Genomic DNA, 22,675 nt, shown 5'->3' on the forward strand with positions numbered 1-22,675 from the left:
GATTGTATCGCTGGGGCCGGCGGGTAGGCCGGCATGGGGGATCTCGGTAAAGCGAAAGGCCGGCAGATGCCGGCCTTTCGCTGGGGGCTGCCTGCGGATCAGGCGCTGGGACGGCGCTGACCGCCACCGCCACCGCCACCCTGGCGGCGCGGCTGACCATCACGCGGGCCACTGCGTCCGGCCGCGACACGCTGGCCATTGGCCGGCTTGCGCGGACCGCCGTGGTTGACATGGCCCGCCCGCGGGCTGTCGCCGGTCGGGCGCCGCGCGGCATGGCCGCCGTTGCCACGTCGCGGCGCCTTCTGGCCACCGGGTTGCTCGGCCTTGCCCGGCGCGCTGTTGCCCCAGCGGATCGGGGTCTGCGGCACGAAACCCGGCACATCGGTGATGTCCATATCGCGACCGAGCATGCGCACGATCTGACGCAGCAGCTTGGCCTCGTCCTGCGCCACCAGCGAGATCGCCTCACCGGTGGAGCCGTTGCGGCCGGTACGGCCGATGCGGTGCACGTAGTCTTCCGGGACCATCGGCAGGTCGTAGTTGATGACCTTGGGCAGCTCGTTGATGTCGATGCCACGGGCGGCGATATCGGTAGCCACCAGCACGGTCACGCGACCGGCCTTGAAGTCGCTCAGGGCACGCAGGCGCTGGCCCTGGCTCTTGTTGCCATGGATCGCGGCGGTCTTGATGCCGGATTTCTCCAGGAACTGGGCCAGCTTGTCGCAACCGTGCTTGGTGCGGCCGAACACCAGCGTCTGCACGCGGGAATCTTCGGCCAGCAGGTGCAGCAGCAGCTCGCGCTTGCGGCTGCCATCGACCGGATGCACGCGGTGGGTGATGGTCTCGGCCACGGTGTTCTTCGGCGTGACCTGGATCTGCTTCGGGTTGTGCATGAACTCCAGCGCCAGCTGCTTGATGCTCTCCTCGAACGTGGCCGAGAACAGCAGGGTCTGGCGGTTCTGGCGCGGCAGCTTGGCCAGGATGCGCTTGATCGAGGGCAAAAAGCCCATGTCGAGCATGCGGTCGGCCTCGTCCAGCACCAGGATCTCGATCCCGGACAGGTCGATGCTGCGACGCTCCAGGTGGTCGATCAGGCGGCCCGGGCAGGCGACCAGCAGGTCCACGCCACGGCGCAGCACGTCCAGCTGGTTGCCCATGCCGACGCCACCGTAGATGCAGGCGCTGGGGATGCGCAGGTACTTGCTGTAGCCGCGCAGGCTGTCATGCACCTGGGTGGCCAGCTCGCGGGTCGGGGCCAGCACCAGCGCCCGCGGTTTGCGCGGACCGTTGCCGACCGGCTGCGGCGCGGTGCCCAGGTGCTGCAGCAGCGGCAGGCCGAACGCGGCGGTCTTGCCGGTACCGGTCTGTGCGCCAGCCAGCAGATCGTGACCTTCCAGGGCCAGCGGAATGGCCTGCTCCTGGATCGGGGTCGGGTTTTCGTAGCCCTGCTCGGAAAGCGCGCGCAGCAGGAAGGGCGCAAGGCCCAGATTTTCAAACGACATGGAGAACTCCAAAGAAAATAACGCACGCCCGCAAGGACCTGCGTTGCTGATCGATAAGATCGGCTGATCTCGGAGCGTTCCCGTAAACCGCGCTGCAAGATCTGGATGCAACCAGCGCGAAGCGCTGGCTGGAATGCGTGACGAATGGCGTCGGAGTGGGGGCGGGCGGGCGGACGGGCCAAAAGGCCGCTGGTCCTGCACCGCCGGCGGTCCCTGAGGGAAACGGACGGCCGCTGGCAGACCGCGATAGTCTAAGGGATAGTTGAGATCGGTACAAAAACACCCGTTCAGCTTTTCAAACGGACGGCTGTGTGGATGCGGGCCAATTCATTACACTTGAAACTTGTTTCTTCTGCAGACTGGACGTTCCCATGAAGCTTGGTTCCCTGAAGGAAGGCGGCCGCGACGGCACCCTGATCGTGGTTTCGCGTGACCTGACCCGCGCCGTGCGGGCCACCGGTATTGCCGCCACCTTGCAGCAGGCGCTGGAGGACTGGTCCAACCTGGCGCCGCGCCTGAACGCGCTGTACGAGGCGCTGAACGACGGCAACGCGGCCGAGGCGTTCGAGGTGGAGATGGAGGCGCTGGCCGCACCGCTGCCGCGTGCCTACGAATTCGTCGACGGCAGCGCCTACCTGCCGCACGTGGCGCGGGTGCGCAAGGCGCGTGGTGCCGAGGTGCCGGAGAGCTTCTACACCGATCCGCTGATGTACCAGGCCACCAGCGCCGGTTTCTATGGCCCGCGTGATGCGGTCAAGGTGGTCAGCGAGGACTACGGTATCGATCTGGAAGCCGAGATCGTGGTCATCACCGATGACGTGCCGATGGCGGTCACCCCGGCGCAGGCGGCCGGCCACATCCAGCTGGTGGGGCTGGTCAACGACGTGTCCTTGCGCAACCTGATCCCGGGCGAACTGGCCAAGGGTTTCGGTTTCCTGCAGTCCAAGCCGCGCTCGGCGCTGAGCCCGGTGTTCGTCACCCCCGACGAGCTGGGGGAGGCCTGGCAGGGCAACAAGGTGCACCTGCCGCTGGTCACCCACATCAATGACCAGTGGTTCGGCGCACCGGAGGCCGGCGTGGACATGCAGTTCGATTTTTCCCAGCTGGTCGCCCACGCCGCCAAGACCCGCCCGCTGTCGGCCGGCGCGATTGTCGGTTCGGGCACCATCGCCAACGAGGACACCTCGCTGGGGGCCTCCTGCTTTGCCGAACAGCGCACCGTGGAGGCGTTGCGTGACGGCAAGCCGTCTACGCCATTCATGAGCTTCGGCGACGTGGTCCGCATCGAGATGTTCGACCGTGCCGGCAACAGCATTTTCGGCGCGATCGAGCAGCGCATCGAGCCGGCCCAGGCGCCCTGATCCGGCCAACGGCGCAGGGATCAGACCGGCGGTGAGGCAAACCCCGCCGCCGGTGGCTATGGTTGAGGCATGAACAGGGAGGCATGGACATGGATGGACAGCTGAAGCTCTACAGCTATTGGCGCTCGAGTGCGGCCTATCGCGTGCGCATCGCCCTGAATCTGAAAGGGCGGGAATACGCGATCGAGCCGGTGCACCTGGTGCGCGATGGCGGCCAGCAGCATTCGGACGACTATGCCGCGCTCAATCCGCAGGAGCTGGTGCCGGCGCTGCGCCACGGCGAGCGTGTGCTGACCCAGTCGCTGGCGATCCTGGAGTACCTGGATGAGATCTGGCCCGAGCCGGCGCTGCTGCCGGACGACTCGGCCGGCCGCGCACGCGTGCGGGCGCTGGCGCAGCTGGTGGCCTGCGATATCCATCCGCTCAACAACCTGCGGGTGATGCAGTTCTTTGATCGCGAGTGGAACGTGCCGCAGGCCGAGCGTGACCTGTGGACCCTGCACTGGATGCGGACCGGCTTCCAGGCGCTGGAGGACATGCTGGTGGGATCGCAGGATACCGGCCGTTTCTGTCACGGCGACAGCCCGGGCATGGCCGACTGCTGTCTGGTACCGCAGCTGTACAACGCTCGCCGGTTCCATCTGGATCTGGCGCCGTATCCGACCCTGGTCCGGATCGAGCAGGCCTGCCTGGGGCTGCCGGCGTTTGACCGCGCCCGCCCGGAGAACCAGCCCGACGCGGCGTGATTGCCGCGGCCGCCCCGGTCCCGCGTCCAGCAATGTAAAAAGCCCCGCATCTGCGGGGCTTTTTCGTGGTCGGCCGTCCGGGCTCAGAAGCCGTGGGTGATGGCCGGTGCGGCGGCGGGAGCGGAGAAATCCGCATACGGGTCGAGCTCGCCGCTGCCGCCCTCGGACAGGCGGAACTTCAACGCCAGCCCGTCGCGCGAGTCGGCCGCACGTAGTGCTTCCTCCTGCTCGATGATGCCGTCCTTGGCCATCCGGAACAGGCACTGGTCAAAGCTCTGCATGCCCTCTTCCAGCGACTCTTCCATCGCCTGCTTGATCGCGTGCACCTCGCCGCGGCGCAGCAGGTCGCGGATCATCGGGGTGTTGATCAGCACCTCGGTGGCCGGCCGGCGGCGCCCATCCTTGCCTTTGACCAGACGCTGTGAAACCACCGCGCGCAGGTTCAGCGACAGGTTCATCAGCACGTTCTTGTGCGCGGTTTCCGGGAAGAAGTTGAGGATGCGCTCGATCGTCTGGTCGGCGTTGTTGGAGTGCAGCGTGGCTAGGCACAGGTGGCCGGTTTCGGCGAAGGCGATGGCCGCCTCCATGGTCTCGGCGTCGAGGATCTCGCCGATCAGGATCACGTCCGGCGCCTCGCGCATCGCGTTCTTCAGCGCGTTGTGGAAGGCATGGGTGTCCAGGCCGACTTCGCGCTGGTTGACGATGGACATCTTGTGCTTGTGCAGGAACTCGATCGGGTCCTCGATGGTGAGGATGTGCCCGGTGGAGGTGCTGTTGCGGTGGTCGATCATCGAGGCCAGCGAGGTGGACTTGCCCGAGCCGGTCGAGCCGACCACCAGCACCAGCCCGCGCGGGGTCATGATCACATCCTTGAGCACCTGCGGCAGGTGCAGCTCCTCGATGCTGGGGATCTTGCTCTTGATCGCACGGATCACCATGCCCACTTCGCCGCGCTGCTTGAATACGTTGACGCGGAAACGGCCGGCATCGGCCAGCGCGATGGCCATATTGAGCTCCAGGTCACGCTCGAACTGCGGTACCTGGCCCTCATCCATCAGCGAATAGGCGATTTTCTTGACCATGCCCGGTGGCAGGCCGGTATTGCCCAGTGGATAAAGCTTGCCTTCAATCTTGATATAGACCGGCGCCCCGGTGGTCAAAAACATGTCCGAAGCGTTCTTTTCGGTCATCAGCTTCAGGAAATAGCCGATATCCATGCGCAATGTTTCCCCAACAAACGGCGGCGTGCCGTTGCAAGCACGCCGCAGGCTTGACGACAATGGCCGCGCACAATCCCTCAGGCAACGGCTCCCCAATGAAACCTAGCTTCGCACAATTACGACGTTTCCTGTATGCAGTGGTTTGCAGTTTGGCCCTGTCCAGCGGTGCTTTCGCGCAGGATCCGGGCGCGGCCGAACTGCTGGCCGCACAGCAGGCGGTGGAGCGCGCCGACCGCGCCGATGCCGACCAGTACGCCGCGGACACGATGGCCATGGCCCGCCAGCAACTGGAACAGGCGCAGCGTGCCGCCGGCGACCGTCGCGAGCGCAAGCAGGTCCCGGTCCTGGCGCTGCGGGCGGCGGCCGATGCCGATTTGGCCCGTGCCCTGAGCGAGGAGGCGGTGGCACAGGCCCAGCTGGCCCAGCGCCGTGCCGAGGTGCAGCAGTTGCAACAGCAGTTGGCGACCGGGGAGGGACACTGATGGGTATCAGGAACATGCTGGTTGCCGGGCTGCTCGCCCTGCCGTTGGCGGCCATGGCCGCCGAGGATCCGGCAGTGGCGCTGTTGAACCAGCGGCTGGTGGCGCTGCAGGCCGATATGCGTACTGCCGATGTCGCGCCATTCGAGAAGCTGCAGGCGCAGCAGGCCATCGCCGCGCTGGCCAAGGCCAAGCGCCGGGAGCTGGATACGGCCCGGTACCTGGCCGAGCGCCGGGTCGCCATCGCCGAGGCCAGCGCCCGGGCGGCGGTGGCAAGGCGCGAGGTGGATCAGCTCGAGCGCACCCGTGCCGAATTGCTGATTGAAGCCAGCCGTCGGGAAGCGGCCCGTGCCCGTCAGGAGGCCGAGCGCCTGCGCGTCCAGGCGCAGATCCAGGCCGAAGAGGCCGAGCGTATGCGGCTGGCGGCCGAAGCCGAGACGCTGGCCCGCCAAGATGCCGAAACCGCGTTGACCAGTGTGGCCGGCAAACAGGCCGCGCGGCTGACGGCCGCCCAGCAGAACGCGGCCAAGCTGGCCCGCGAGGAGGCCGAACTGGTTTCCGGGCAACGCCTGCCCGGTTCGAAGTTCGACAGTCGCGGGGAAGTATTCACCCTGGCCGGCGATGCCTTTGCCGCGGGGCAGGCGGCGCTGTCGGCCGGCGCGCGCAACCAGGCCAAGGCCCTGGCCGAGTACCTGAACATCGGCAAGAAGGGCCGGGTGGTGATAGAGGGCTACGACAGTGCCAATGGCGTCGGCCAGCGGCGTGCGCAGGCGCTGAAGGATGCGCTGGTGGCGGGCGGGGTTGCGGCCAACCGTATCCAGGTGGTCGGCAAGAAAGCCGCTTCGACCCGGGCGCGTTCGGTGGAGGTGATCGTGGCGCCCTGAGCCGGGTAACTGGCTGAGATTGTTATGTTTTGGTTTGTTTTCCGTGGCTGACTGCGCCGTGTTCCAGGCATTTATCCGGCAGTTGCCAATAGCGCTTGCCGGAACCTTTTCGCAGGCGTAGGGTCAATCGTCCTGGCGGTACTTTCGCCGTCCGGACAGCGGAGGGCCGAGCCGATGCAACAGGGGCGCGAACCAGTACCGGGCAACCGCCGGCACGATAGCCGGGGGCTGACGGGTGGTTCCCTCCAGGTGCGTCTTGGCACTCCAATCCCGCAACGCCCCGTGCCGCCAGGCCGGGGCGTTTGTGTATCTGCTGAAGGAGGTAGTCATGTTTGAAGGGCAGCCGCAGAGCAAAATCGATGCGTTGATGAAAGCCGATCCCGAGTTCAAGCAGCTCTACCAGCAACACAAGAAGTTGAACAAGAAGTGCATGGATGCCGGGCTGGGTGTGCTTCCCATCGACGATGTCACGTTGGGCCAGATGAAGCGGGAAAAACTGCTGGCCAAGCAGAAGCTCCTGCGGATCTATGAAAGTGCGTTGAACTGAACCTTCCCCCCGCAATACCGCTCCTGTCGCGGGCGATGGCGGCCTACTCGTCAACCGCTGTCGTCCGCGTCACTCCGCGGGGAATGACGCAAGCACCGTCCGTTGCCTGACTTTCCGGCACATCCATCGGATAATCGACGGTCCGGCCGCAGTTGCGGCGCGATGCGAAACCCTCCGATGCCCATCCATTCCTCCGTCCTCGAACTCATTGGCAACACGCCCATCATCAAGGCCCAGCGTCTGGATGCGGGCGTCTGCGAGCTGTACCTGAAGCTGGAGAGTTCCAACCCGGGCGGGTCGATCAAGGATCGCATCGGTCTGTCGATGATCGAGGCCGCCGAGAAACGTGGTGATCTCAAGCCCGGTGCGACACTGGTCGAGGGCACCGCCGGCAACACCGGCCTGGGCCTGGCGCTGGTCGCCCAGCAGAAGGGCTACAAGCTGATCCTGGTCGTTCCGGACAAGATGAGCCGGGAGAAGATCTTCAACCTCAAGGCCATGGGCGCCGAGGTGGTGCTGACCCGTTCGGACGTGGCCAAAGGCCATCCGGAGTACTACCAGGACCTGGCCAAGACCGTGGCCGAGCAGACCCCGGGCGCCTACTTCATCAACCAGTTTGGCAACCCGGACAACCCGGCCGCGCACGAGTTCGGTACCGGCCCGGAAATCATCGCGCAGATGGGCGGCGAGCTGGATGCGATCGTGTTCGGCTGCGGCAGCTCCGGCACCATGACCGGTCTGTCGCGCGCCTTTGCCAAGCTCTCGCCCAAGACCGAGCTGGTGCTGGCCGACCCGGTCGGCTCGATCCTGACCCAGTACATCAACGAAGGCACGCTGAGCGAGAAGTCCGGCAGCTGGCTGGTGGAAGGCATCGGTGAGGATTTCCTGCCGGACATCGCTGATTTCAGCCGGGTCAAGAAGGCGTACTCGATCAGCGATGCGGAAAGTTTCCACACCGCGCGCGAGCTGCTGGGCAAGGAGGGCATTCTGGGCGGTTCCTCCACCGGCACCCTGCTGGCGGCCGCGCTGAAGTACTGCCGCGAGCAGATCGTACCCAAGAAGGTGCTGGTGCTGGTATGCGATACCGGCAACAAGTATCTGTCCAAGATGTACAACGACTACTGGATGCTGGACAACGGCTTCCTGCAGCGCCCGCAGCACGGCGACCTGCGCGACCTCATCCTGCGCCCGTACAGCCAGCGCGACACCGTGGTGGTGGGTCCGAAGGACCTGCTGACCACCGCCTACCAGCGCATGAAGCTGTATGACGTGTCGCAGCTGCCGGTGATGGAAGGCAACCAGCTGGTTGGCATCATCGACGAGAGCGACGTGCTGCTGCACGTGTACGGCGACGAAGCCCGGTTCCGCGATCCGGTGTCGGTGGCGATGGTCAGCAAGCTGGAGAAGCTGGACGTGAAGTCGCCGATCGAGGCGCTGCTGCCGGTGTTCGATCGCGGCCAGGTGGCGATCATCACCGACGGCGAGGTGTTTCTCGGTCTGATCACCCGCATCGACCTGCTGAACTATTTGCGTCGCCGGGTTCAGTAACGTCGAAATTAATGTGTGCTGCGTCAAGAATCGCCCTTTCCCGTGGGCGGTTCAGGCCAGTCTGCTAAAATTCCGCCCCCTTCGCTGGAAGCCGCCATGACGGATCACATAACGCGCAGCCAGGATGGCGAGCGCAGTTTGTCGCTTGCCACTCTGGCCATCCACGGCGGGCAGTCGCCCGACCCGAGTACCGGCGCCGTAATGCCGCCGATCTACGCGACCTCGACCTATGCCCAGTCCAGTCCGGGCGAGCATCAGGGCTTCGAGTACTCGCGCACGCACAACCCCACCCGGTTCGCCTACGAGCGCTGTGTGGCGTCGCTGGAAGGCGGTACGCGTGGCTTTGCCTTTGCCTCGGGGATGGCGGCCAGTTCCACCGTCATTGAGCTGCTGGACGCCGGCAGCCATGTGGTGGCGATGGATGATATCTATGGCGGCAGCTTCCGCCTGTTCGAGCGCGTGCGCCGGCGTACTGCCGGGCTGGACTTCAGCTTTGCCGACCTGACTGATCTGGCCGCGTTCGAAGCGGCGATCACGCCCAAGACGAAGATGGTGTGGATCGAAACGCCCACCAACCCGATGCTGAAGATCGTGGACATCGCCGCGGTCTCGGCCATTGCCAAGCGCCATGGCCTGCTCGTGGTGGTGGACAACACGTTCGCCTCGCCGATGCTGCAGCGTCCACTGGCGCTGGGTGCGGACCTGGTGCTGCATTCGGCCACCAAATACCTCAACGGCCATTCCGACATGGTGGGTGGCATGGTGGTGGTCGGCGACAACGCCGAGTTGGCCGAGCAGATGGCGTTCCTGCAGAACTCGGTGGGTGGCGTGCAGGGCCCGTTCGACAGCTTCCTGGCCCTGCGCGGCCTGAAGACCCTGCCGCTGCGCATGAAGGCGCACTGCGCCAATGCGCTTGAACTGGCGCAGTGGCTGGAAACCCACCCGGCGATTGAAAAGGTGATCTACCCGGGCCTGGCCTCGCACCCGCAGCACGAACTGGCTGGCAGGCAGATGGCGGGCTACGGCGGCATCGTCTCGATCGTCCTCAAGGGCGGTTTCGAGGCGGCCAAGCGCTTCTGCGAGAAGACCGAGCTGTTCACCCTGGCCGAGTCGCTCGGCGGCGTGGAAAGCCTGGTCAACCACCCGGCCGTGATGACCCATGCCTCGATCCCGGTGGAACGCCGCGCCCAGCTGGGCATCAGCGATGCGCTGGTACGGCTGAGCGTGGGCGTGGAGGAGCTGGGGGACCTGCAGGTGGATCTCGAGCAGGCACTGTCCGCAGGGAACGCCTGATACATGCAGAAGCACGCCAACCTGTTTTTCCTCTTCCGTCAGCTGCTCGGGCGGGAGCTCGCCGCGCGCTATCGCACCACCACCCTAGGCGTGCTGTGGCTCGTGCTGCAGCCGCTGCTGATGCTGGCCGTATACACGTTGATTTTCAGCGGCATCTTCAAGGCGCGCTGGGCCGGTGCCGAGTCCACCGCCGATTTCGCCTTGATGCTGTTCGCCGGGCTGATTCCGTTCACGTTGTTGTCGGAAGTGCTGATGACGGCGCCGGGCATCATCGCGGGGCAGCCCAACTTCGTGAAGAAGGTGGTCTTCCCCCTGCCGGTGCTTTCGGTGGTGAAGGTGGCTGCGGCCCTGACGACGGCAGGCATCGGGCTGGTGATCCTGCTGATCGCACAGGTGTGGCAATCGGGCATGCCGTCCGCATGGGTGCTTGCCTCGCCGCTGATTCTCCTTGAGATGATGCCCATGCTGCTGGCCGTGGCCTGGTCGCTGTCCGCGCTGGGTGTCTATCTGCGCGACATCGGCCAGTTCGTCGGCATCCTGAGCAGCATGCTGCTGTTCCTCAGTCCGATCTTCTTCCCGTCCAAGGCCATGCCGGAATCGGTGAAGGGCCTGATCTACTTCAATCCGCTGGTGACGCCGATCGAACAGCTGCGCGCGGTGACCGTGCAGAACCTGCCGCCGGATCCCATGGCCCTGCTTCCGCATTTCACCCTGTCGGTGATCGCGGCGCTGGTTTCCTACGCCCTCTTCCGTCGCCTGTCGCGCGGCTTCTCGGACGTCCTATGAACGGCTCGCACAACGCTACTCGCGCAGATCCCGACGCGGCGATCGAAATGCTTGCGGTGACCAAGGACTACCCCGTCTATTCCAGTCCACGCGAACGATTGATGTCGTTGCTCAAGCCTTCCGGTGACCGCGCGCGGAGAACCTTCCGTGCCCTGGACGGCGTCAACCTGGTCGTGCCACGCGGGGAGACCGTGGGCATCATTGGACGTAACGGCGCGGGCAAGTCCACGCTGCTGCAGATCCTCTGCGGCACGGTCCAGCCGACCTCGGGTACGGTGGCCATCCGCGGTCGCTTTGCCGCGCTGCTGGAGCTTGGCGCGGGCTTCAACCCCGACTTCTCCGGCCGCGACAACGTGTATCTCAGTGCGTCTCTGCTCGGGCTGGGGCGCAAGGAAGTCGATGAGAAGCTGGAGGCGATCATCGCCTTCGCCGACATCGGGGACTTCTTTGATCGCCCGGTGAAGACCTACTCAAGCGGTATGTATGTGCGCCTGGCCTTCTCGGTGGCGATCCATACCGAACCCGACGTGCTCATCATCGATGAAGCCCTGTCCGTGGGCGATATCCGTTTCCAGATGAAGTGTCTCGCGCGTATCGAGCAGATCCGCGCGCGGGGAGCGACGATCCTGTTCGTCTCCCATTCGCTGGAGCAGGTTAAGCGCTTCTGCCAGACCGCATTGTGGCTTGAAGGGGGCAAGGTCAAGCTGCATGGCGAGGCCAGCTTCGTGGCGGACCGGTTCCGCGATTACGAGCTGGGTCGTGAACTGGCGACCGATGCTGCCGTCGTCTGCCGTGAGCTGCCCGACGCCGAACGCCTTCCGGCGCACCTGGAGACGGTGGCGTTGAGTACCGACATGCTGGCGCCTTTCGAGCCGCTCAGCGTGGACATCAGCTATACCGTCACGGACGAGTCCATCCAGGGGCTCCTGCTCGGCGTTGCCATCAAGGGCATGGACGGGTTGCACATTTTTGGACCCAATACCTATCTGGAACGCGTGTCGATCCCCACCTCCCGAGGTTCGCACCGGGTCACGTACCACATTCCGTCGATGCCCCTGCTCACCGGGACGTATCGCGTCGACGTTGGCCTGTTCACCGACAAGGGCCTAGTCTGCCTGGACTACCTGACCGAGGCCAGCGTCTTCACCGTGGCCGCGCCGTATTTCAGCGAAGGCGTTGTCTACATCCCCCATGAGTGGAAGGTCCATGACTCCGACGCTGCTTGACATTCCGTTCGACCATTACCAGCGCTACGCCGCCGCTGCGCACCTGCTCACATCGCTGGGCCTGCAGAATGCGCGCATCCTGGAAGTGGGGGCCAACCGTCAGCGCCTGCTCGGGCAGTTCCTGCCGTCGGCGTCGTTCCTGTACACCGACCTGCATGCAGAGGGTGACGAAAAGGATTTCGTGGTCGCCGATGCGACCGCGTTGCCGTTCGCCGATCAGTCCTTCGATGCGGTCGTGTCCCTGGATGTGATCGAACATATCTCCGCGCATCTGCGTGCGCGTGCGATCTCCGAAATGGGCCGCGTGGCCGGCACTGCCGTGATCGTGGGCTTCCCGCCCGACCGGCCCTGGGTACAGCAGGCCGAAATCGTCGCCAACGAGCGCTGGCGCGAATTGTTCGGCGAAGATTACGTGTGGCTGCAGGAGCACAAGGAATTCGGCCTGGTCGATACCGTCGAAGTGGTGCAGGCCTTCGAGGCCGGTGGCCTGCACGTGCAGCACTTTGGCCAGGGCAACGCAACGCTGTGGTCGAGCCTCATGGGCGCTCATTTCATCAAGGTCAAGTTCCCGGAGCTGGAGCCCCTGGTGGGCGCCGCCGACCGCCTGTACAACAGCCGGGTGTTCGCCGGCGACCACAGCGACGAGCCCTATCGTGACTATTACGTGGCCGTGCGCCAGCCCGAAGCGGTTGCCCAGCTGAAGGCGCGTCCGCCGTTCCAGTCGGAGAAAGACGAGGAAGCCACGCGCCTGTTATCCGGCCTGGCCGAAGGTCTTCGCGAACTGGCGTTGCGCACGCAGAACTCCGAGCGCGAGTGGGATTCCACCGTGCGCATGCTGGACGCCTATATTGCCGACCTGGGGGTGGCCAAGTCGGAGTGGGCCGCGACCGCCGGCATCGTGCAGAGGCTGCAGGCGGCGAAGGATGCCGGAGACCAGACGCATGCGGAATGCCAACGCGACTGGGAGGCGCGGCATGCCGAACAGCAGCAGGCCATCCTCGGCGGGCAGGCCGAGTGCGAGCGGCTTTCAGCGGAGATGGCGGAAGAACGGCACCGACTGGAAGAGCAGCTGCGGGTTGAGGCGCAGGCAGCCGAGGCGCACCGCCTGCAACTGACCCAGACGATGGCTGATGCAGCGCAGGCGGCAGCAGACGAGCGCCTGCGGTTGGAGATGAAGATCGCCGACACCACGCAGAAGGCTGCCGATGAGCGCAAGCGCTTGGAGCAGCAGATCGCCGACACCACGCAGAAGGCTGCCGATGAGCGCAAGCGCCTGGAGCAGCAGATCGCCGATAACGCCGGGGCATATCTGCGGTCGCGAAAGAAATGGAAGATGGCCATGGTGGGCCTGGCGGTGTTCGGTAGTGCCGCAGGTTTTATTGTCGCTTGGGTGATCCAGTGATGAACGCCGCCGATACCTGCATGGCGTGCCGTACGAGCAAGGAGATTTTTTGATGGTGTCCAAGATTCGCAGATTGTTCGTTGCCATGTACTGGAGCCTGCGCCGCGCGCAGTCCAATGGCGTGAGTGCGGGAAGCTTGATGTCGGCCGTGATCGCTGCGTCGCGCAAGGGCCCGCGCCACCTGATCCGCAAGATATTCTCCTACGCCAGTGCGCCCGCCGCGCCGGCACCTGCGGCCACACCAGACGCCTATGCGACGTGGCTGGAGCGGCAGCCTGCCGTGGCGGTGCCCGCCAACCTAGGCTTGGTCAGCATCGTGATGCCTGTCTGCAACACGCCGGAAAGCTTCCTGCGTGAAGCCATCGAAAGCGTAGCCGCGCAGACCTATCCGCATTGGGAACTCTGCATCCACGACGACGCATCCGACCAGCCGCAGGTCGCCCGCGTGCTCGACGAGCTGGGCGCCCGGTTGCCGAACCTGCGGGTATCGCGCTCGACCACCCGCCAGGGCATCGCAGCCACCACCAATGCCGCCATCGAGCTTGCAAGCGGACGCTGGATTACCTTCCTCGACCACGACGACCTGCTGGAGCCGGATGCGCTGGCGGCCGTGGTCGCATGTCACGCGTCGCAGAACGCCCAGATCGTCTATACCGACCACGATGTGCTGGGGGACGACGGCCGGCTGCGCCACCCGTACTTCAAGCCCTACTGGAACGAAGATCTGTTCCTGTCGCAGATGTACCTGGGGCACCTGGTCAGCTTCGATGCCGATCTGGTCCGCAAGATGGGGGGGCTGCGCAGCGACTGCGATGGTTCGCAGGATTACGATCTGGTCCTGCGTTGCGTTGCTACCGGTGCCAATGTGGCACATGTGCCGAGGGTGATGTATCACTGGCGCGCGCATGCAGGCTCGACGGCCGCCAATGCGGACTCCAAGCCCTATGCCCACGATGCCGGGAAGCGCGCGCTGCAGGATCACGTGCAGCGACGTCATCCGGGCTCGCACGTGGACGATGGCAGCAATCTGTTCTGCTATGACGTGCGCTATCCCTATGCAGACAAGGGGCCGCTGGCGAGCATCATCATTCCGACCCGGGATGGCCTGGATCTCCTGCAGACCTGCGTGGAATCGCTCTATGCGAAGACCAATTACCCGGCGTTCGAGATCATTGTCGTCGACAATGGTTCCAGCAAGCCGGAAACCCTGGCGTGGCTGCGCGACATGTCCCGCCGCGCGAACTTCCGGGTGCTGGCTGCCGATGTGCCGTTCAACTGGTCTGCGTTGAACAATCTCGCCGCCCGCGAAGCGAAGGGCGAGGTCCTGGTATTCCTCAACAACGACACCGAAGTCATCGACGGCGACTGGCTGCAGCGGCTGGCCGAGAACGCACTTCGCCCCGACGTGGGCGTTTGTGGTCCGTTGCTGCTGTACGGCGACAGGACCATCCAGCACGCCGGTGTCGTTATCGGCATGGGTGGCTGGGCCGACCATGTGTTCAAGGGAGAGGCGCCGGTACACAGCCAGAATCTCTTCGTGTCCCCCGTGCTCCAGCGCCAGGTGCTCGCGGTTACCGGTGCCTGCATGGTGGTGGCGCGGGAAACCTTCGATGCCCTGGGTGGATTCGATGAGACCTTCATCGTGTGCGGAAGCGACGTCGAGCTGTGCCTGCGCGCCCGGCAGCGCGGCCTGTCCACGGTGTACGTGGCCCGTTCGGTGATGATCCACCACGAATCCAAGACGCGCGATCCGCGTGCGATTCCGGAAAGCGATTTCGTGCGCTCGGCCGAGGCGTACTCGCCGTATCGCGAAGAAGGCGATCCGTTCTTCAGCCCGAATCTGGACTACATGGCGTCTTCACCGCGTCTCCGCGGGAGCGTGCAATGAGCCGTCTGGGTCACCTGCTGCGGCGCATTGCCGCGCGCCTGGATGCGAGCGCTCCCGGTGTGCCCACGCCGAACACCCACGTTGCCGAGATCACCCCCTGTACCCCCCGGCATGACCCTTGGGAGGGCAAGCGGCTGAATCTGGTGCTGCCGTCGATCAACAAGCAGCATTACTTCGGTGGCATCCATACCGCCGTGCTGATCTACCGCGAGCTGTGCCGTTACTTCCCCGCATCGCGGATCATCCTGGTCGACAGTTCGCCGGATGAAGAAGCGCTTTCGCGCTTCTCCGACCACGTGCTGGTGCCTGCGGACCAGTCCTCCACGGCGATGCGGCAGATCGTGCCGTTCAGCGACCGCTACCAGAAGACCCTGCCGGTGGCCGGCGAGGACGTCTGGGTGGCCACCGCCTGGTGGACGGCGTATGCAGCGCAGCGCATGTCGCAATGGCAGGGCGACAACGGCGGCATTGATCGCCCGATGATCTATCTCATCCAGGACTTCGAGCCGGGGTTCTATGCTTGGTCGAGCCAGTACGCGCTGTCGCTGAGCACGTACCGCCCTGCGCGCGACATCGGCATCTTCAACACGACCCTGCTTGCGGGGTTCTTCGAGCAGCATGGCCTGCGCTACGAGAAGCGTTCGGTGTTCGAACCGGTTCTGCATGACGGGCTGCGCCCAGCGCTGCAGCAGGTCCGTGATGCTGCTGTTCCCCGCCAGCGGCGCATCGTTGTCTACGCGCGCCCGGGCACGCCGCGCAATGCATTCGAGCTGATCTGCGAGGGCCTGCGCCTGTGGGGCTGGAAGGACCCGCGCGCGAGGCAGTGGGAGGTGGCGGCACCGGGTGAACTGCAGGCCGACCTGGATCTGGGCCCGTTTGCGTTGAAGGCGCTCGGCAAGCTGGATATCGATGCGTACGCCCGGCTGCTGTCGACGTCGGCGATCGGTCTGTCCTTGATGGTCTCACCGCACCCCAGTTATCCGCCGCTGGAAATGGCCGCGTTCGGCATGGAGGTGCTGACCAACCGCTATGACAACAAGCGGCTGGACCAGACCGTGGCCAACGTGCATTCGCTCGACAGCATGACCCCCGAGGCGATCTGTGCGGGGCTTGTGGCGCTGGTGGATGCGTTTGAACAGCGCGGCATGATGCAGAGTGCCGTTGCCGGAAGCGATCATGCCCTGCTCGGCCAGGGCGAGTTCGCCCGTATTGCCAGCGACGTGCACAGCCGAGTGCTGGCAGACGACTGACTACATGGTCGCCAGTGCAGGAAACGGGCCAAGCCATGGCGTGCTGGGGCGCAACCGCGGCAGGTGGGTGGCCGCCGGCGTCCTGATCTTCATCCTGCTCTGCTCGCGCAGTGTTTCCCAGTTCCAGTTCGTCATTCTGCTGGCGGTCTCCCTGTTGTCCATGGGGTGGTTCGGTCATCGGGTACTGGCATGGCTGGGGCTGGCAAGCACAGCGCAGGGGCCTGGCCTCTTCCTGAAGGCTTGGCTGGGCCAGTTTGCACTGCTGCTGGTCTGGCTTGTCTCGGCTCCGCTGGGCTGGGCCTGGACGAGCTGGGCCGACCTGCCGTTGGCCCTGCCGTTGCTGGTCATGGCGGCACTGTCGATCAGTCTGCTGGCGCATCGAGCGCAGGCACGCGGGTTTGTGCGCAGCCTTGTGCCCTCATGCGGAGGTTCTTCGTTGCCGAGCCTGCTGGGCCTGTTCGCATTGGTCGCCACTGCCGCGCTTTACTCGCGGCGTGCCGGCGCGCTGGGGCTTGATACCCATCAGCATATTGCCTTCACAACGGCAATGTACGAAGCGGGCTATCCGCTGCTGACCGCCGGCGGCACCGCCTGGCTGGAGAAGTACCCGAAGCTGCTGCATGTACTGGCCTCACTGTGGGCCTGGCCTGGCATGGGCCATCACTTGGGGCCGTTCCTGAAGGTACAACCGGCCCTGCAGGCGACCCTGGCCGTGGTGGGGCTGACCGAACTTGTATGGGGGCGCCTGCGCTCGCGGGGGCTGTCGCCGGCGCTGTCGATGGCCGGCGGTGCACTGCTGCTTGCGGGCCTGGGTGCGCTCATGCTGCGCGGAACCACGTACTTCTATCCCGTTGCAGACCTCAACAGCACCGGGCGCCTGAGTGCGCTGGCGGTGCTGCTGCTACCCGCCTTGGCGGCCACCCTGCACGGCATGGCGCGGAACCGGCGCAGCGCCGCATTCTGCTGGGCCGCGCTGCCCTTTGCCGGGGCAATGGCGGTCAAGCTCAACCCTTCACTGGCAGTGGCCTACGCCGGTTTCTCCGTGCCGCTGTTCATCTGCGTGGCGGTGTTTCCGTGGCTGCATACGCGTGGTCTGTCCCTTCGCCTGCTGATGCCACTGCTGGGGCTGTTCACCGGAACGGTGGCCGGTGTTGTGTTGCTGCTTGCCGATCCTTACTACCTCCAGCTTGTGGCAGAAGCCGTGCCAGAGGTGCGCGAGGGGCTGCAGCAGTTCCTGGGGCTGCGCCTGTACACGCCACCTCCCGTTCCTCTGGTTGAGGGTTCACTGCCGGAAGCGCTTCGTGCAGCGGTGATCTGGGAGCTCTGGCACGGGCCTCAGCCGGCGCCCTGGATGCAGTGGATGCCCGATTCCAGCCAGTTCCTGTGGCGCGCCATCCATCCGCTCGGACATGCTCTGGCGCTTGCCAGCATTGCGGCAGGCCTGGCAGCGCTGCTCTGGCGCCGCTGGGCCGCGGAAAGCCGGCGTCTGCTGGTGTCGATTCTGGGTTGGCAGATTGGATTGCTGCTCTCGGTGCTGTGTGCACAGCGGCTTGCCAACATCGTTCTGCTCGCCCTGGGCCACAGTTCGCTGGAAGCAAGCCTGCTGAGCACCTACTCGCAGCGTTACATCGATCTGCTGGGCATGTATGCGCTGCTTATCCAGTCGATGCTGGCACTGACGTCGCTGCTACTGCTGCTGGACGCGGTGGGCGTGGGCCGCCACCTCCGTGCCCTGCCCAAGGCCAGCCTGCGCCGCGCCACCGCCATTGTGGTCGCCCTGGGGGCCCTGGCCTTTGCAATGGTGCCACCGCCTGCACCGCGGGCCAGGACCATGGGCTGGCCCTATCCGGTGGACGAAAAGCAGGTGCGGGCGTTCCAGCAGGCCGAGGCGCGTTTGCCGGAGGATGCGGTGGTGCTGGTACCGGCTTACTCGGTCATGCTCAATGGGCGCGAGGACTGGGTGCTGCCCTCTGCCAGCGTTGCGCCCTATCTTCCGTTCGGCCAGCATGACTATCTGTTCAATGTACGACTGGGGGCCGGCTATCCGTTCACGGCGCGCGATCTTCGACAGCTGCTCTGCAGCAACAAGCCCGCCGCAGCGCGCCAGCAGCTGCGCAAGCTGGGGGTGACCCATGTGTTGATTGATCGTTCCGACCGCGCAACCGATCGTGACATGCTGGAAACACGCCTGTGCATGACCGAGCTGGGCAGGTTGGGCCTGAGCGTGCAGGATGCGATTGCCGCACCGGGCGGCCTCTTCTTCTATCCGCTGCAACCATGACCGTTGCTCTCTCGCCCGACGCGCCCCAGGCCGGTCCCTGCTTACCGCGCATCGCGGTGATTATCCCGTGCTACAAGGTCACCCGCCATATACGCGGTGTGCTGGCAGCGATCGGCCCCGAGGTGACGGCCGTCTACTGCGTGGACGATGCGTGCCCCGAGGCGTCGGGGGATTTCATCGAATCGCATACGAATGACGCCCGGGTGCGGGTGTTGCGCCATGCCCGGAACAAGGGCGTGGGTGGTGCGGTCGTGACCGGCTATCAGGCTGCCATTGCAGACGGCATGGAGATCCTGGTCAAAGTGGACGGCGATGGGCAGATGGATCCGCGACTGCTGCCGTTGTTCGTGACTCCGATCGCGCGCGGGCAGGCCGACTATGCCAAGGGCAATCGTTTCTGGGATCTGGGCCAGATTAGCCGCATGCCCTGGCTCCGTCGCCTGGGCAATCTGGGGCTTTCCTTCCTGGCCAAAGCATCCACCGGCTACTGGGATCTGTTCGATCCTACCAATGGATACACCGCCATCCATGCCGCGGTCGCCGCACGCTTGCCGCTGGCAAAACTAAGCGAGCGGTACTTCTTCGAAACCGACCTGCTGTTCCGGCTCAACGCCGTGCGTGCCGTGGTGGTGGACGTGCCGATGGACGCGCACTACGGCGAAGAGGTCAGCAACCTCAGCGTAGGCAAGGTGCTGGGCGAGTTCGCCCTCAAGCATGCACGCAATTTCGCCAAGCGCATCAGCTACAACTATTTCCTGCGCGACCTGTCAGTGGCATCGCTGCAGCTGGTGGCCGGTGTCGTGCTGTTGCTCGGAGGCGGTGCCTACGGCGCTGCTCGCTGGTTCGAACTGTCCGGGGCGGGGCTGGCAGCACCCGTGGGTACGGTGGTGCTGCCTGCCATGGCCATTCTCAGTGGACTCCAGCTGATACTGGCCTTCCTCAACTACGACATCGCGCTTCGCCCGCGTGATGTCCTGCACACCCGGCTGCCGCCGCTGGTGTCAGACCAGGTGCGGCAGCGCGATATGGGTGAATGAAGCGGCTGACAGTACGAACAGCAGTAGCGCCACAGCGGTGAACAGGACGCGTCCCCACTGCGACTCACCGGTGCGCATGAACAGCGGCACCATCATCACCACCAGGCCCATTACATAGCGCCCCTGCGGCTGGAAATCATAGGTCCAGCTGTGCAGGAACGAGGCCAGCACCAGTGCCAGCCCGCAGCCGACACTGGTGATGGCCAGGGCAGGGGAGAGCGTGCGGGTGCCCAGTCCCCAGGCAAGCGCGAGCAACAGGACCCCGAGCACGCACCAGCCGACGAACCGATAGGCGCCCTCGGTGTCGAAGTACTCCATGTAGCCATAGACGCCAAAGAAGCTGCGGAACGTTCCCACGTGCCACTCCTTCGGTGCGTCGAGCAGTTGCCCGATCTGCACGCCCTTCTCCTGGAGCTTGAACCCGGAGACCTCTGCGGACAGCGTACGGGTCACCGAGGGCTTGAATGCGGGCTCGGCGAACCGCTCACGCTGCTGCTCGATCAGTGCGGTCTTGCCCGGGCCGCCGCGGTGCTTGTAGGCATCGGCCGCGATCCACGGTAGGGCCACCGCCGCCGACAGTGCGAGGGTCAGACAGATGCGACCGATCGCGGCGCGGCTGTGGGACTCGCGCAGCAGGACCCAGGCTGCATAGAAGCAGTAAAGCAGCGACAGGCCAGCCATGATGCCCACCAAGGTGAGCAGGGAGGAGCTGGCCGCAGCGGCCAGCCCCTTGCCAACACCGTTGGCGGCAACGCCGGCCAGCAGCAGCACGACCAGGGACGACGCCAGCAGGGCGCGCAGTTGCAGCGCGACGACCGACATCGCCAACGCGATGAACGCTGCGACCGGCCAGTAGTTCTTCTTCGAAAGAAGCAACAGGCCCAGGCAGGTGCAGAACACCAGCAGATGCCCCAGTGTGGCGGCGTCGAAGGGCGCGCGGCGCTGCAGGAAGCGCTGCAATGGGCCTTCGGGCATCAGTGCGATCGTGGTGGCCAGCATGCCCAGCGCGAAGGGCAGTGCATCGCCATTGAAGTAGGAGAACACGTACCAGAGCTGTGGCGTGATCAACAGCGGGATGTAGCTGCCCCGGGGCGCGCGGATCACCACCAGGCCAACGAGCATCAGCGCAAACAACGCCAGATTGAACGCGCGATAGGACAGCATCACGTCCAGGCCCAACTCGCCAAAGATCCGTGAGGTCTTTGCGGCGAACAGGTAGACAACGTTCCATTCCGAAAGATAGGTCACGCCATACGGACTGCTGGTGAAGCTGGTCGCCAGGTCCGGTGCATCCATGCGCGGCGGCGCCCAATGGTGCTGGAAATATCCCGCATCCGCGTCGTGCAGCAGTTCATCGGGGTGCACCGAACGGCCCGAAGTCGGGGAAAACATCGACATTGCGGTGCACAGCCCGAGCACGATCAGTGCCAATGCCAGGAGCGGCATGGGCCGGCGCAGGAACTGGAGGCTGATGGCTACTAGCAGGCTCAACCAGAATGCCCACCACAGCAGGTTCCACGTAGCCGGTGCTACGCCGGAATTGCTTTTCATCGGCACCGCCAGCGGGATCGCCAGCTGTGGATCGGTGGCATCGGCGGCGATCACGAACCGTGCGTGTTCCAGGCCGGGGCTGGTGTCGCGTGCCATCTGCACACCTTCCAGCTGCAGCGGGTCGGCGAGCGTCTGTCGCTCGCGCCCGCCGAAGCCAACCGCGCCGATATGCGTGAACACGATGGGCGCTGCGCCGGGATCAGGATCTATCCGGACGCCGTGCAGCGTGCCGCGTGGCAACTCGTAGCGCAGTTCGGTCTGGCCGGCCTGATAGCGCTTGATCGTGGACAGGGGCTCGGAGAGGCCCTGTCCCATGTCGAAATAGACCTGCAGCCGCCCAGGCTGTGCGCTCTCCAGGTCAATGACCAGCACCTGGCGGTTGTACGGCACGATCAGCAGGATCAGCAGCAACAGACCCGCTACCAGCATCATCAGCCCTTGCAGGCGGCGCTGCACGGACAGGCCGGAGTACCAGCCGGGCAACCCCTTGACCAGTTCCCGGGCTTCCCGCGTTGCTGAAGTGACCGGTTGATTCATGCGAGCACGTCGTCTGCAGCTGCGAAGATCGCCTCAAGGTGCTCTTCCACGCCCACCCACAGCGGCATGCGCACCAGCCGCTCACTGAGCGCGTCGGTATTGTGCAGCTCGCCATGGGTACGGCCGGCCTGAAGACCGGCCGGTGCCGAATGCAGCGGAATGTAATGGAACACGGTCTGCACGCCGCGGTTCTTCATTTCCGAGATGAAGCGGGTGCGCGCGTCGAGGTCGGGCAGAAGCATGTAGAACATGTGCGCGTTGTGCTGGCAGTCGGCGGGTACGATCGGCCGGCGCAGCCGGCCAGCCGCTTCATGCGGCGCGGCCCATTGCTGGTAACGGTCCCAGATGGCCAAGCGGCGCGCGGTGATCTGGTCTGCTTCTTCGATCTGCGCGCAGAGGAATGCGGCGGTGATCTCGCCGGGCAGGAAGGAGGATCCGACGTCCACCCAAGTGTACTTGTCGACCTGGCCGCGGAAGAAGCGGCTGCGGTTGGTTCCTTTCTCGCGCAGGATTTCCGCACGTTCGCCGAATCGGGCATCGCGGCAGAGCAGGGCGCCGCCCTCACCTGAAATGATGTTCTTGGTTTCGTGGAAGCTGAGGGCCCCCAGTTCGCCAATCGTGCCCAGTGGCCGCCCCTTGTAGGTGGACATGATGGCCTGTGCAGCATCTTCGACAATGGCCAGGCCGTGGCGGGCGGCGATGTCCAGCAAGCTGTCCATTTCGCAGGCGACACCCGCATAGTGCACGACGCAGATGGCGCGGGTGCGCGGCGTGATCGCGGCCTCCACCAGGCGCTCATCCAGGTTCAGCGTGTCCTCGCGGATATCCACGAACACCGGCACCGCCCCTCTCAGTACGAATGCGTTGGCGGTGGACACGAAGGTATAGGACGGCATGATGACTTCGTCACCGGGCTGCAGGTCGAGCAGCAGCGCCGCCATTTCCAGTGCCGCCGTGCAGCTGTGGGTCAGTAGGGCCCGCTGCGCCCCGGTGCGCTGTTCAAGCCAGGCGTGACTGCGCTTGGTGAACTGGCCGTCGCCGGACAGGTGGCCGTTGGCGTGCGCCTGCGCAATGTGCCAGAGCTCACGACCGGTCATAAAGGGTTTGTTGAAAGGAATCAAGGGTGTGCCTCGCAGG

General features: G+C 65.1%; 18 protein-coding genes. 14 read left to right on the forward strand and 4 right to left on the reverse strand.

Features of this window, described 5'->3' with window-relative positions:
- Positions 1 to 98: 98 nt before the first annotated feature.
- Positions 99 to 1,502 carry a DEAD/DEAH box helicase gene (locus ACVOMC_RS06290; protein ID WP_481523264.1) on the reverse strand — a complete coding sequence of 468 codons (1,404 nt, stop codon included), beginning with the start codon at positions 1,500 to 1,502 and terminating at the stop codon, positions 99 to 101.
- A 371-nt stretch (positions 1,503 to 1,873) separates the two neighbouring features.
- Here ACVOMC_RS06290 and ACVOMC_RS06295 point away from each other — a divergent pair, with 371 nt between their 5' ends.
- The gene (locus tag ACVOMC_RS06295; RefSeq protein ID WP_481523265.1) at positions 1,874 to 2,863 is read left to right on the forward strand and encodes a fumarylacetoacetate hydrolase family protein; all 990 of its coding nucleotides are present in this window, start codon (positions 1,874 to 1,876) and stop codon (positions 2,861 to 2,863) included.
- A gap of 89 nt (positions 2,864 to 2,952) precedes the next feature.
- The gene (gene maiA / locus ACVOMC_RS06300; protein ID WP_481523266.1) at positions 2,953 to 3,609 is read left to right on the forward strand and encodes a maleylacetoacetate isomerase; all 657 of its coding nucleotides are present in this window, start codon (positions 2,953 to 2,955) and stop codon (positions 3,607 to 3,609) included.
- An 83-nt stretch (positions 3,610 to 3,692) separates the two neighbouring features.
- On the opposite strand, the gene ACVOMC_RS06305 is transcribed toward maiA, so the two are convergent.
- Positions 3,693 to 4,826 carry a PilT/PilU family type 4a pilus ATPase gene (locus tag ACVOMC_RS06305; protein WP_481523267.1) on the reverse strand — a complete coding sequence of 378 codons (1,134 nt, stop codon included), beginning with the start codon at positions 4,824 to 4,826 and terminating at the stop codon, positions 3,693 to 3,695.
- A gap of 98 nt (positions 4,827 to 4,924) precedes the next feature.
- Between ACVOMC_RS06305 and ACVOMC_RS06310 the strand changes: the two genes are divergently transcribed.
- The 12 genes from ACVOMC_RS06310 to ACVOMC_RS06365 all read left to right on the forward strand — a co-directional run bounded on the left by ACVOMC_RS06310 (position 4,925) and on the right by ACVOMC_RS06365 (position 19,450).
- Positions 4,925 to 5,311 (forward strand): DUF4398 domain-containing protein, encoded by a 387-nt coding sequence (locus ACVOMC_RS06310; RefSeq protein ID WP_057506367.1) that lies wholly within the window; start codon positions 4,925 to 4,927, stop codon positions 5,309 to 5,311.
- Positions 5,311 to 6,192 carry an OmpA family protein gene (locus ACVOMC_RS06315; RefSeq protein ID WP_481523268.1) on the forward strand — a complete coding sequence of 294 codons (882 nt, stop codon included), beginning with the start codon at positions 5,311 to 5,313 and terminating at the stop codon, positions 6,190 to 6,192. The genes ACVOMC_RS06310 and ACVOMC_RS06315 overlap by 1 nt, the downstream gene beginning before the upstream one ends.
- 328 nt (positions 6,193 to 6,520) lie before the next feature.
- Positions 6,521 to 6,739, forward strand: coding sequence for an HP1242/YdcH family protein (locus ACVOMC_RS06320; RefSeq protein ID WP_054658314.1), 219 nt, complete (start codon positions 6,521 to 6,523; stop codon positions 6,737 to 6,739).
- A 177-nt stretch (positions 6,740 to 6,916) separates the two neighbouring features.
- Positions 6,917 to 8,287: a pyridoxal-phosphate dependent enzyme gene (locus tag ACVOMC_RS06325; protein ID WP_481523269.1), complete on the forward strand. Its 1,371-nt coding sequence runs from the start codon at positions 6,917 to 6,919 to the stop codon at positions 8,285 to 8,287.
- A 96-nt stretch (positions 8,288 to 8,383) separates the two neighbouring features.
- Positions 8,384 to 9,580 carry a cystathionine gamma-synthase gene (locus ACVOMC_RS06330; protein ID WP_481523270.1) on the forward strand — a complete coding sequence of 399 codons (1,197 nt, stop codon included), beginning with the start codon at positions 8,384 to 8,386 and terminating at the stop codon, positions 9,578 to 9,580.
- Between the two features lie 3 nt (positions 9,581 to 9,583).
- On the forward strand, positions 9,584 to 10,366 hold the full coding sequence (locus ACVOMC_RS06335) for an ABC transporter permease (protein ID WP_481523271.1): 783 nt from the start codon (positions 9,584 to 9,586) through the stop codon (positions 10,364 to 10,366).
- A 101-nt stretch (positions 10,367 to 10,467) separates the two neighbouring features.
- Complete coding sequence (locus tag ACVOMC_RS06340) at positions 10,468 to 11,592, forward strand: ABC transporter ATP-binding protein (RefSeq protein WP_481523334.1); 1,125 nt, start codon at positions 10,468 to 10,470, stop codon at positions 11,590 to 11,592.
- Positions 11,573 to 12,994, forward strand: a complete 1,422-nt coding sequence (locus tag ACVOMC_RS06345; protein WP_481523272.1) for a class I SAM-dependent methyltransferase — start codon at positions 11,573 to 11,575, stop codon at positions 12,992 to 12,994. The genes ACVOMC_RS06340 and ACVOMC_RS06345 overlap by 20 nt, the downstream gene beginning before the upstream one ends.
- Positions 12,995 to 13,046: 52 nt before the next feature.
- A complete protein-coding gene (locus ACVOMC_RS06350) occupies positions 13,047 to 14,882 on the forward strand; it encodes a glycosyltransferase family 2 protein (RefSeq protein WP_481523273.1) in 1,836 nt (611 codons plus the stop codon).
- Complete coding sequence (locus ACVOMC_RS06355) at positions 14,879 to 16,132, forward strand: rhamnosyltransferase WsaF family glycosyltransferase (RefSeq protein WP_481523274.1); 1,254 nt, start codon at positions 14,879 to 14,881, stop codon at positions 16,130 to 16,132. The genes ACVOMC_RS06350 and ACVOMC_RS06355 overlap by 4 nt, the downstream gene beginning before the upstream one ends.
- Before the next feature lie 4 nt (positions 16,133 to 16,136).
- Positions 16,137 to 18,413: a hypothetical protein gene (locus tag ACVOMC_RS06360; protein WP_481523275.1), complete on the forward strand. Its 2,277-nt coding sequence runs from the start codon at positions 16,137 to 16,139 to the stop codon at positions 18,411 to 18,413.
- On the forward strand, positions 18,410 to 19,450 hold the full coding sequence (locus ACVOMC_RS06365; protein WP_481523276.1) for a glycosyltransferase family 2 protein: 1,041 nt from the start codon (positions 18,410 to 18,412) through the stop codon (positions 19,448 to 19,450). Before ACVOMC_RS06360 ends, ACVOMC_RS06365 begins: the two co-directional genes overlap by 4 nt.
- On the opposite strand, the gene ACVOMC_RS06370 is transcribed toward ACVOMC_RS06365, so the two are convergent.
- Positions 19,415 to 21,538 carry a hypothetical protein gene (locus ACVOMC_RS06370; protein WP_481523277.1) on the reverse strand — a complete coding sequence of 708 codons (2,124 nt, stop codon included), beginning with the start codon at positions 21,536 to 21,538 and terminating at the stop codon, positions 19,415 to 19,417. The two genes, ACVOMC_RS06365 and ACVOMC_RS06370, sit on opposite strands and share 36 nt — an antisense overlap.
- Complete coding sequence (rffA, locus tag ACVOMC_RS06375) at positions 21,535 to 22,659, reverse strand: dTDP-4-amino-4,6-dideoxygalactose transaminase (RefSeq protein ID WP_279919831.1); 1,125 nt, start codon at positions 22,657 to 22,659, stop codon at positions 21,535 to 21,537. The genes ACVOMC_RS06370 and rffA overlap by 4 nt, the downstream gene beginning before the upstream one ends.
- Positions 22,660 to 22,675: the final 16 nt, after the last annotated feature.

The sequence above is a fragment of the Stenotrophomonas sp. STEN014 genome (assembly GCF_056760315.1).